The organism is Roseateles sp. (assembly GCF_049240545.1).
In the GTDB taxonomy this organism is placed as follows: Bacteria; Pseudomonadota; Gammaproteobacteria; order Burkholderiales; family Burkholderiaceae_C; genus Paucibacter_A.
This window is the reverse complement of sequence record NZ_JBMLSK010000029.1, coordinates 1-2,248: the sequence shown is the minus strand read 5'-3', so window position 1 is coordinate 2,248 and position 2,248 is coordinate 1. Positions and strand designations below refer to the sequence as shown.

Annotated in this window: 2 protein-coding genes; both read right to left on the bottom strand. The window is 69.0% G+C overall.

Annotation, left to right across the window (positions count from 1 at the left end):
- Positions 1-14: 14 nt before the first annotated feature.
- Complete coding sequence (locus ACOVRJ_RS01610; RefSeq protein WP_422042163.1) at positions 15-1,244, bottom strand: IS91 family transposase; 1,230 nt, start codon at positions 1,242-1,244, stop codon at positions 15-17.
- A 10-nt stretch (positions 1,245-1,254) separates the two neighbouring features.
- The gene (locus ACOVRJ_RS01605) at positions 1,255-2,130 is read right to left on the bottom strand and encodes a tyrosine-type recombinase/integrase (RefSeq protein WP_422042162.1); all 876 of its coding nucleotides are present in this window, start codon (positions 2,128-2,130) and stop codon (positions 1,255-1,257) included.
- Positions 2,131-2,248 lie beyond the last annotated feature (118 nt).

The window sequence follows — 2,248 nt, the reverse complement described above, 5'->3', positions numbered from 1 at the left end:
GATCTCGAGGCTGCTCATGGCGATGGCGATGGCGGCGCGCGAATCGCCTGGCCGCGCATCAAGGCGTGCACGACGAGCATCGGCTTGCCGCAGTGGCGGCAGACGAACACCGGCGCGCTTGCTTCGGCCTCGCGGTGGACGGGCTCGGCGCTGCTGGCTGCGGTGTCTTGCGGCATTGCGACATGCAAGGCCTCCCGCGCTCGCGCCAGGTCGGCCTTGCGCGAACCGTTGGCCAGCAGCCCGTAGTGCCGGATGCGGTGGAAGCCTCCGGGCAGCACATGCAGCAAGAAGCGGCGCATGAACTCCTCGGGGGATAGCGTCATCGTCGTGTGGCGCGTGCGGCCCTTGCCGCTCTTGCTGGTCTTGCTGCCCTTGCTGGCGCGGTAGTCCTTCCACCTGAAGCTCACCCCGCGCTCGTCCATCGCGACGAGCCGGCGGTTCGATATCGCCACCCGGTGCGTGTAGCGCGACAGGTAGGTCAGCACGGCCTGTGGTCCGGCGAAGGGACGCTTGGCGTAGACCACCCACTCGGTCTGGCGCAGCAGCGCGAGCCAGGACTTGAAGGCTTCGGCGTTGGCCAGCGGCGCGTGTTCGCTGAAGAACTGCAGCCTGCCCGCATCGTGCAACCGCTGCAGTTCCTCCAGGAAGCGCCGCCGGAACAACCTGGACAGCACCCGCACAGGCAGGAAGAACCCCGGACGGCAGGCCAACCAGGTCTTGCCGTCCGCGCTGAGCCCGCCGCCGGGCACGATGCCGTGCACATGCGGGTGGTGCGTCATGGCCGAGCCCCATGTGTGCAGCACCAGCGTGGCGCCGATCCTGGCGCCCAGGTGCTTGGGATCGGCAGCGATCGTCTGCAGCACCTCGGCGGCCATGTCGAACAACAGCCCGTAGACCGCGGCCTTGTTCGTGTACGCGATGTCGGCGACGGGCGCCGGCAGCGTGAAGACCACGTGGTAATACTCCACCGGCAGCAGATCGGCCTGCCGCGCATCGAGCCAGCGCTGGGCTGCCGCGCTCTGGCACTTCGGGCAATGCCGGTTGCGGCAGGAGTTGTAGGAGATCTGGTCGGTCCCGCAGCCGCCGCAGCGCAGCACATGGCCGCCCAGCGCCGCCGTGCGGCACTGGGTGATGGCCGACATCACCTTGAGCTGGACCAGGCTCAGGTGGCCGCGCTGCGCCTGGCGCCACGCCGGTCCGTGCTCGCGGAAGATGTCGGCGACCTCCAGGGCAGGCCGCTGCACGGCCGCTGCCTCAAGAGGGTGGCCGTTCCTCCAGCGGGCCGATCACCTCGCGCAGCAGGTCGGTGGCCACGTGGGCGTAGATCGAGGTGGTGTCCAGCCGCTTGTGGCCGAGCAGCACCTGGATCACGCGGATGTCGACCTTGCGTTCCAGCAGGTGAGTGGCGAAGGAGTGGCGCAGCGTGTGCGTGGTCACGCGCTTGGTGATACCGGCGGCCGAGGCCGCGTCATGCACTGCGCGGTTGAGCTGCCGGATCGTTAGCGGGTCCATCGGGTCCAGGCCCGGGAACAGCCAGCCGCCGGGCAGCATCTTGCCCTGGGCACGGCCTACCCGCCACCAGGCGCGCAGCCGCGCCAGCACGACTGGGCTGAGCATCGCATAGCGATCCTTGGAGCCCTTGCCCTGCTCGACGCGCAGTGCCATGCGCTGGCTGTCGACGTCGCCGACCTTGAGGCGGCAGACCTCGCTGGCGCGCAGACCGGCGCCATAGGCCACCGACAGTGCGGCCTGGTGCTTGATGTTGCGGGTGGCGGCCAGCAGCGCCGCGGCCTCCTGCACGCTCAGCACGGCCGGGATCGTGCGCGGCAGCTTCACCGGCTGCATGCGCACCATCAGCTCGCTGCGGCCCAGCGTGGTGTCGAAGAAGAACTTCAGGCCCGTCAGCGTCGCGTTGAGCGTGATCGGCGAGGTGCCGGTGTCGACCAGGTGCAGCTGGAAGTTGCGCAGTTCCTCGACGGTGGCGGTGTCGGGCGAGCGCTTGAGGAAGACGCTCAGCTTGCGAACGGCGCGGATGTAGGCTTCCTGGGTCCTGGGCTCCAGCTTGCGCATGCGCATGTCCTCGAGCATGCGTTGGCGCAGCGGCGAGACCGCGCGGGTGGTCGTGTCCATGGTTGCAGCTCCGTTGATGAACGAGGCGGATTGCCTCGCTCGTCAACTTCGCAGAACCGCGACTCTCCCGAAACACCAAGCCGTGGCCGGAGCGCCTACCGCGCGAGCGGTTTAGTCC